This window comes from Gilliamella sp. A7 (assembly GCF_002142015.1).
GTDB lineage: Bacteria > Pseudomonadota > Gammaproteobacteria > Enterobacterales > Orbaceae > Gilliamella > Gilliamella apis_A.
Genome location: NZ_NASN01000072.1, coordinates 1 through 7,785, shown reverse-complemented (window position 1 = coordinate 7,785; position 7,785 = coordinate 1). Strand labels below are relative to the sequence as shown.

General features: G+C 31.6%; 10 protein-coding genes. 8 read left to right on the top strand and 2 right to left on the bottom strand.

The features are described 5' to 3' along the window. A partial coding sequence (locus B6D18_RS11720; RefSeq protein WP_086364615.1) for an oxidative damage protection protein occupies positions 1–218 on the bottom strand: 218 nt, incomplete at its 3' end. Between the two features lie 193 nt (positions 219–411). On the opposite strand from B6D18_RS11720, the gene B6D18_RS11715 reads away from it, so the two are divergent. The 3 genes from B6D18_RS11715 (at position 412) to B6D18_RS11705 (ending at position 3,298) form a co-directional block, all read left to right on the top strand. After that, complete coding sequence (locus B6D18_RS11715) at positions 412–1,623, top strand: aspartate aminotransferase family protein (protein WP_086364614.1); 1,212 nt, start codon at positions 412–414, stop codon at positions 1,621–1,623. 67 nt (positions 1,624–1,690) lie between these two features. Further along, positions 1,691–2,302 carry a ribosome biogenesis GTP-binding protein YihA/YsxC gene (gene yihA / locus B6D18_RS11710; protein WP_086364613.1) on the top strand — a complete coding sequence of 204 codons (612 nt, stop codon included), beginning with the start codon at positions 1,691–1,693 and terminating at the stop codon, positions 2,300–2,302. Positions 2,303–2,311: 9 nt separating this feature from the next. Next, entirely contained in the window at positions 2,312–3,298 is a 987-nt protein-coding gene (locus B6D18_RS11705; RefSeq protein ID WP_086364612.1) for a serine/threonine protein kinase, read from the top strand. Positions 3,299–3,311: 13 nt separating this feature from the next. On the opposite strand, the gene B6D18_RS11700 is transcribed toward B6D18_RS11705, so the two are convergent. Beyond that, positions 3,312–3,617: a GIY-YIG nuclease family protein gene (locus B6D18_RS11700; protein WP_216818968.1), complete on the bottom strand. Its 306-nt coding sequence runs from the start codon at positions 3,615–3,617 to the stop codon at positions 3,312–3,314. A 272-nt stretch (positions 3,618–3,889) separates the two neighbouring features. Here B6D18_RS11700 and B6D18_RS11695 point away from each other — a divergent pair, with 272 nt between their 5' ends. From B6D18_RS11695 to B6D18_RS11675, 5 genes are all read left to right on the top strand, one after another. Next, positions 3,890–4,594: a lipopolysaccharide core heptose(II) kinase RfaY gene (locus B6D18_RS11695; protein ID WP_086364611.1), complete on the top strand. Its 705-nt coding sequence runs from the start codon at positions 3,890–3,892 to the stop codon at positions 4,592–4,594. A 190-nt stretch (positions 4,595–4,784) separates the two neighbouring features. Next, complete coding sequence (locus B6D18_RS11690; RefSeq protein ID WP_086364610.1) at positions 4,785–5,369, top strand: hypothetical protein; 585 nt, start codon at positions 4,785–4,787, stop codon at positions 5,367–5,369. 296 nt (positions 5,370–5,665) lie between these two features. Beyond that, positions 5,666–6,340, top strand: coding sequence for a CsgG/HfaB family protein (locus tag B6D18_RS11685; RefSeq protein WP_371328907.1), 675 nt, complete (start codon positions 5,666–5,668; stop codon positions 6,338–6,340). A gap of 31 nt (positions 6,341–6,371) precedes the next feature. Then, positions 6,372–6,731, top strand: a complete 360-nt coding sequence (locus B6D18_RS11680; protein WP_086364608.1) for a DUF4810 domain-containing protein — start codon at positions 6,372–6,374, stop codon at positions 6,729–6,731. Positions 6,732–6,734: 3 nt separating this feature from the next. Continuing rightward, on the top strand, positions 6,735–7,391 hold the full coding sequence (locus tag B6D18_RS11675) for a DUF799 domain-containing protein (protein WP_086364607.1): 657 nt from the start codon (positions 6,735–6,737) through the stop codon (positions 7,389–7,391). Positions 7,392–7,785: the final 394 nt, after the last annotated feature.

The window sequence follows — 7,785 nt, the reverse complement described above, 5'->3', positions numbered from 1 at the left end:
CACTTAACCATTTCAGTTTCAATTTTTTTACGATGTTCTAGATTCATCATATTAAATTTATTTTCATTAATTAACATTGTTTGTTTTTTTAGCCATTCTTGCCATGCAATCTTTGAAATTTCATTATAAATACGTTTACCCAATTCGCCCGGATAAAGCTGAAAATCTAATCCTTCGGATTCTTTTTTTAAAAAATGGCAATAAATAATGCGACTCATATTTATTCCTATCTTATCAACAATTATTAATTAACCATTGATTATACCCGAAAATAATTAGAGAAAAGAATAAAATATATAACTTTCTTTTAAATGAATATAAATTCAATAATTATGAATAAATATTAACTTTACTATCTTTTTAAATAACATAAAATATAAAATGACCGTTGGTTAAAATAAGGATTAAATAATGCAGCCCGAAATTACACGAGATCTGTTTGATAAAGTAATTCTCCCCGTTTATTCACCGGCTAACTTTATACCAGTAAAAGGAAAAGGTAGTCGAGTATGGGATCAAAATGGTGAAGAATACATCGATTTTGCTGGAGGTATAGCTGTTAATGCTCTCGGCCATTGCCATCCCCAGTTAATCAATGCTTTACACCAACAAAGTGAACAATTATGGCATGTTAGTAATGTTTTTACCAATGAACCTTCGCTACGACTTGCCCAAAAAATTATTGAAAACACATTTGCTGACCGAGTTTTTTTTGCTAATTCAGGTGCTGAAGCAAATGAGGCTGCTTTTAAATTAGCAAGATATTATGCTGCGGAAAAATATAGTCCATACAAGACAAAAATTATCGCTTTTTATCAATCTTTTCATGGTCGTACTTTTTTTACCGTATCAGTCGGAGGGCAAGCCAAATATTCCGATGGTTTTGGGCCTAAACCTGCCGATATTATTCATGTTCCTTTTAATGATTTAGATGCTGTTAAAGCAGTAATGGATGATCATACATGTGCTGTAGTATTAGAACCAGTGCAAGGTGAAGGAGGATTAACCTCTGCCACACCAGAGTTTTTAAAAGGTGTTCGAGCACTTTGTGATCAATATAATGCCCTATTAGTCTTTGATGAAGTACAATGCGGTATGGGGAGAACTGGCAGTTTATATACGTATCAACAATATGATGTCATTCCTGATATTTTAACTTCCGCTAAAGCTCTCGGCGGTGGTTTTCCTATTAGTGCAATGCTAACCACAAATGAGATTGCATCAGTCATGCATCCTGGTGTTCATGGTACCACTTATGGTGGAAATCCACTGGCCTGTGCCGTTGGTTGTGCTGCCTTCGATATCATTAATAGCCCAGAAGTACTCGAAGGTGTCCAAAAGCGTCGGGCAATGTTTATTGAACAACTTGAAACTATCAATGATAAATTCAAAGTATTTCGAGAGTATCGAGGTAAAGGCTTGCTTTTAGGTGCTGAATTACAACCTGAATTTCATAGTAAAGCACGAGATTTTTTAAATATTGCTACCGAGAATAAAGTAATGATACTTAATGCCGGGCCAAATGTACTACGTTTTACGCCGTCTTTAATTATCTCGGAAGATGAAATAAAAGAAGGCATGAACCGATTTAGCAAAGCAGTCGAAAAAGTTGTCAATTCTTAAGTTTTTCTATACAGTAACGGCATTTTAAGTGATTAAGTGCCGTTAATGCACTTAAAGGATATTGTTTATGACCGACGTTCGACCATTAAATTATGCAAAAACGCATTTTATCTTAAGTGCTCCTGACATTACACATTTACCAATTGATACTGGCGTTGAAATTGCATTTGCCGGCCGTTCCAATGCAGGTAAATCAAGTGCACTTAATACATTAACCAACCAAAAAGCTCTAGCAAGAACCAGTAAAACACCAGGACGAACACAACTAATTAATCTTTTCGAAGTTGAAGAAAACTGTCGCTTAGTTGATTTACCTGGTTATGGTTATGCCCAAGTACCAGAGGCGATCAAACGTAAGTGGCAAAAATCACTAGGCGAGTATTTACAAAAACGAGAGAGTTTAAAGGGTTTAGTTGTATTAATGGATATTAGACACCCATTAAAGGATTTGGATCAACAAATGATTGAATGGGCAGTATCTGTAAATATTCCTGTAATGTTATTATTAACTAAAGCCGATAAACTGGCTTCTGGTGCACAAAAAAAACAAGTTAATATGGTCAAAGAAGCCATTTTACCTTTTCAGGGTGATATTACTGTTGCTCCTTTCTCATCGCCAAAACGTGTTGGTTTAGAAGCTTTAAAGCAAAAACTAGATGAATGGTTTAGCCAACAATAATGGAACATTATGAATAACAGTGCATTTTCTTTCCAAACATTAACGCCGGAACTGATTCTTGATAGCTTAGCCTCCATAGGTATCTACGTTGATTCAGGCCTTACGGCTTTAAATAGTTATGAAAATCGTGTATATCAATTTTCTGATGAAAATCGCACTCGTTATGTCGTTAAATATTATCGTCCTCATCGCTGGAATAAATTACAAATTATTGAAGAACATCAATTTACTCAGCAATTAGTCCAAGCCGATATTACAGCCATTGCACCAACAACAATTAATAATAATACCGTGCATGAATATCAAGGTTATCTTTTTACTTTATTTCCAAGCGTTGGCGCACGACAATATGAAATCGATAATTTACAACAATTTGACTCAGTAGCAACCACACTTGGCCGAATTCATCAAATTGCTGCAAAACATCTTTTTAAAGATCGTCCAACTATTGGACTGCAAGAATATTTGTATAAATCAAAAGAAATTTTATTATCTAGCGTAATAATTCCTAAAGAAATTCAGACAGATCTAAAAATAATCTTAACCAATTTAATTCAAACTGTTGAACAATATTGGCATAATGACTGGCAACCAATTCGATTACATGCCGATTGTCATCCGGGAAATATCTTATGGCATGATCAAGCTATTATTGTTGATTTTGATGATGCTAGAAATGGCCCTGCAATACAAGATATCTGGATGCTACTCAATGGTGATCAACAACAGCAGAGAATTCAATTATCAAGTTTTATTGAACTTTATGAAGAATTTTCCCTATTTAATCATGATCAATTAATATTAATTGAACCATTACGGGCGATGCGAATAGTCCATCATTTGGCATGGATTATCCAACGTTGGCAAGATCCAGCGTTTCCTCGTGCTTTTCCTTGGTTAACCGATGTTGATTTTTGGCAACAACAATTGAAACAATTTAACCAACAAATTGAAGCAATTAAAGCTCCGCCATTACAGTTATTATCAATTATGTAGGCAACAAATAATATTAAATAGTTTTCATATTTAGAAAAATAAGTAATTCATTGAGACTTGGAGAGATAGAAACTAATTTTTCTTTTTGAATTTTAGTTAACTGCTTAATACGGTATTCTAATTTTAAGGCAGTTGATATATCGCCAATACTTAGTTGATATACAACATTAAGATCTTTATGCCCTTTTAAATGCTTTGCTCCTTTACCCATTTGATGTTGATGTAATCTCCGCGTGATATCAGTAGTGATACCGGTATATAAAGATTGTTTTGCGGTTCGAATGATATATAAAAACCATACAGTAGCTTTGATTTGCATAAAAAATAGTCGCCGTTAATAATAAACCGATCATATCATTGAGATAATTTTTATAAATAGTTAAATCAAACTTTTCCAATAAACTACCTTAATTGCTCATTTTTAATAATATTAGCTTTGTATTAATTTATCTTAAAAGCTCAATAACTACTTAAAATTCTGTTTATATACTGTTGATGTTTGTTTTAATAACTGTCAGTGATTGATTTACTTTAAGTGGGATAATGTTTAAGATAGCTTAATTTTTTTGATCTCTCTTAGGACTACAGAATTTGAATAACTTTGCAAAAATTATTGAAATTGAACGCGGCAATATGAAATTTGCTTATGTGCAAAATGATGAAATCAATTATTTAGAGCTTTTTGACCAATTTCTTGCTGAAGAAGGTCACCATGAGTTGCTCGATCCTAGTGATAGAATTGAGCGATACACCTATTTAATCAATCATGACAAAACTAAATTCATTTTTAAAATTGATGGTGGCGTTGAACATCGTTTAGAACGCCGTATTATAGCCAAATTTACTGGTGACTTTTATTTCAATTTAATTCATAAGTTAGCCAAAATATCGTTGGACAAATGTGATATTGCTTATGAACTTTATTTGGTGGCATTTGATAAAGTTACCAAACGTCATTATATGATTTTTAATTTTATTGAAGGTCGCTCGTTAAAATGGGAAGAAATGAAAACCCATGGTGAACAAATAAAAAACTGCGTTGAAAAACTACATAGTTATAATTTAGTTTCCAATGACATTCATGGAGGAAATTTTATTTTAACACCTGAAGGAACAATCAAAGCAATTGATTTAACCAACTCTGGTTTTATTTGGCTTACCAAAGCTAATGATGCGATCGAGTTGCGTGAGCGTTTTGATATTAAAATTAAAGTACCGGTCTTAGCAATGGCAATAAAGAAATTTACTCATGGTTTTAAACGATTATCGAGAAAAATTCGAGGTAAAAAAGACTAATAATAAAATTGAGAGAAAAACTAATTTCTCTCAATTTTTCGCCAACATTATTACTATTTTAATTTTATATAAAACAAATTACTGACTAATTTTTAATACTAAAAAATATTTATATTTTCACCTTTTAAATACTAGTAAATCCTTGTATAACCAGCTAGAATTAAACAAGTTAATCAAGCTGGGATGAGATATGAGAAAGTTAATTGGTTTTACTGTTTTAGTAATGTTGCTAACTGGCTGTGCTTCTCACAAAATGCAATCAATCTATCAAACTCAAGGAGTCGAAATTGCCCAAAATCCTGCCGGTGTTGATATAATAAATAAATATAGTACTTCTCGTCCTATTACTGTTCTTCATTCTTCATTATCGGTTTGTATAGCCCAAGAACTTGATAACAGCCCTGTGGTTTTGAATAGCGATAACTATTTTGGTTCAGCTTGGTGGCCATATTATAATATGCCAACTCAACAAGCCATTACCATCAATGGCGGTGATACCATCAAATTAGTCGAAGGTAATAACATTGTTGCCAATGCGGTGACTGATTATCAATCACAAACTAAATACTTTATCAGTTATACCTTAACAACTACGCGTAAAGCTAAAAATATTCATTATTTATTTAGCAACATCAAACAAGCTCAACAATATACCGGATCGATTGCTAATGATGGATTTCAAAATGTAAAAACACTTGAAAGATCACATCCCGATTTAGTTATTGATGCGCTTAATAAAGAAATCGATAAAATTCAATCTTGTTTATTACGCTAATTCTAACTCTTTCCTCAAAAATTTTTGAGGAACAGAGTTTTAGCAACTATATATTATTTTTTTATAATTGAATAACATTTCTATCCGCTTTTCTTTCCTTAAATAACTCACTTTATCTATAAATTATTTATCATTACTAAAACTGTGGAATAATAAAAAAAGTTAATTAAAAATCTCAATTATTAAATAAAACAATAACTCCCAAATAGTTATTGATAACCATTATCAATAATATATTATTTACTTCCCGTGAAATTAAATTATGCAGTACTGGTATAATAAAAATCTAAGGAATAATGATGAAAATCAATAATTTGTTAGGAGTAATAATTTTCAGCAGTTTGTTATTTGGCTGTGCTAAAGAATCTTCAAGAACAATCGAATCACCAACAGTAAATAGCTATCACTCAAATTATAATGGCATCAGAACCAATATTGCCGTCGGTAAATTTGAAAATCGTTCAAATTATCAAAATGGCATTTTCTCTGATGGAGTGGATAAATTAGGTAATCAATCAAAAACATTGCTTATTAGTCATTTACAACAAACCAATCATTTTAATGTTCTAGATAGAAGTAATATGCAAGAATTAGCAAATGAAGCTAAATATAGTAAACAAAAGCAAAATGTAATTGGTGCAAATTATATCATATCTGGTGACGTAACAGAGTTTGGCAGAAAGGAAATAGGAGATCATCAGCTATGGGGACTTATTGGTAAAGGAAAACAACAGATTGCTTATGCAAAAGTAAGTTTGAACATAATTGATATTCGAACATCTCAAGTAGCTTATTCAGTACAAGGATCAGGTGAATATAGTCTATCTAATCGTGAAGTAATTGGATTTGGCGGTAAAGCAAGTTACGACTCAACTTTAAATGGCAAAGTTTTAGATTTGGCGATTAGAGAAGCAATTAATAATCTAGTCAAAGGATTAGATAACGGTGAATGGAAACCTACAGCCAAATAAAATAAACGTTAATGACATAAGGATCATAACAATGTTAAAAAAACAATATTTCATATATTTATTGTTCGCAGGATTATTATTTGTACTAAATGGTTGCCAATCATCTAATACAACTTATTATTGGGGTGACTACCAAGAAGTGCTTTATAACTATACTCAATCAGATAAAAGCAACTACGTTGAGCTGATTCAAGATTTAGAAAAAACTGTGGAAAAAGCCAAATCAACTAATAAACCAGTACCTCCGGGATTGTATGCTCATTTAGGTTTGTTATATGCAACATCTGGTGATACTAATAAAGCTTTTGAACAATTTGAAAAGGAAAAAACTCTTTTCCCAGAATCAAAACACTTTATTGATTTTATTGAAAGAAAATATCAAGGAAAATAATCAATGAATAATAAATTTATTGCTCTAATAGGATCATTTCTAGGCCTCTTTTTGCTAACAGGTTGTACAGCACATAGAGAAAGCTATGACTATACAGCTTTTAAGGAAAGTAAACCTGCATCAATTTTAGTTTTACTTCCAACCAATCAATCAAACGAAATCAATGCAAGTTATGGCGTTTTATCTCAAGTAACCTTACCTTTAGCTGAAGCGGGTTATTATGTTTTCCCGGTTATGGTTACTGATGAGGTATTTAAACAAAATGGTTTAACGGTAGCTAATGATATTCATGCTGTTAGTTTATCTAAATTACAAAAAACTTTTAATCCTGATGCAGTTTTATATATTAACGTACAAAATTACGGCACTAATTATCAAGTGATCCAAAGTGATACACGTGTAACATTAGAAGCAAAGCTGCTCGATTCCCGAACTGGAAAAGTAATTTGGACTGGTAGAGCTACTGCTTCTAGCCTTGAAAACCAACAATCAAATAATAGTTTATTAGGTATGTTGATTTCTGCTGCTATCACTCAAATAAGCGATACTGTTAGGGATCGTAGTGTTGCAATCTCAGGCGTTACAGCAGCTCGTTTATTTACACCAAATCCAGTAAAAAGTAACGGGATTTTATATGGTCCTTATGCTAAACAAAAATAACTAATCTGATAATCTCTTTATAAAAAAGCGGTAATTATTACCGCTTTGAACCATAATCATCCTCTTACACAAAATTATTTATCCATCTTTTATTAAGTAACCTAAAGCAACACAGTTAGCAAATAATAGCTATATAAAAAATTGAGGAATCGATTTTTTTATACCTAATAATGAGCAAAATTTAAGGATTAGTTGATTTAATTAGTTGAGTGATTTTAAGAATATCCTAATAAATTAATCATTACTAATTTTATCATTTTGTAGATAGCTTCATTATAAATATCTTTAAAAATCAATAATTATGTTAGTAACATACTTACATTAATTACAAAATTAGTTAGATAACTTTCTTATTCTTTTGATTTCTAACTGCATAACTATACTGCATATGTAC